This is a genomic window from Acidovorax facilis, assembly GCF_023913775.1.
In the GTDB taxonomy this organism is placed as follows: Bacteria; Pseudomonadota; Gammaproteobacteria; order Burkholderiales; family Burkholderiaceae_C; genus Acidovorax; species Acidovorax facilis.
In genome coordinates, this window is the sequence record NZ_JAMXAX010000344.1 from 1 (window position 1) to 354 (window position 354).

Sequence of the window (354 nt, forward strand, 5' to 3'; positions counted from 1 at the left end):
CGCCCTCGGTACCACCGCCGCCGCCACCTCCTGCGCCCCCGCCGCCCAGCGCGGGATGGAGCGTGGTTTCAGTGAACTCCCTGCTCGCGCCCCTGGCCATCGCCAGCGACCTGACCCCCAACCCCGGCCGGGGCTACTACCAGTGGCGCTCGGACCCGGGTGACGTGCCGCTCGCACAATCGGCACCACCCCAGGCCGCCTACCAGCGCTACCTCTGGAAAGACCTGGAAGGCAACACACCCGGCCAATACACCCTCGGCAGCCTGGTGGCCGCGCGCGATGCCGCCCGGGCCGCTGGGCGGCAGTTTGCGTTTCGCATCCAGGCCATGCGCGGCTACGGCACCAACACGCCGG

General features: G+C 72.3%; 1 protein-coding gene. It reads left to right on the forward strand.

The window, feature by feature from the left end:
* Window positions 1-71 precede the first annotated feature (71 nt).
* Window positions 72-354 (forward strand): hypothetical protein (locus NFX52_RS30520; protein WP_252636028.1); only part of this gene is annotated, 283 nt, incomplete at its 3' end.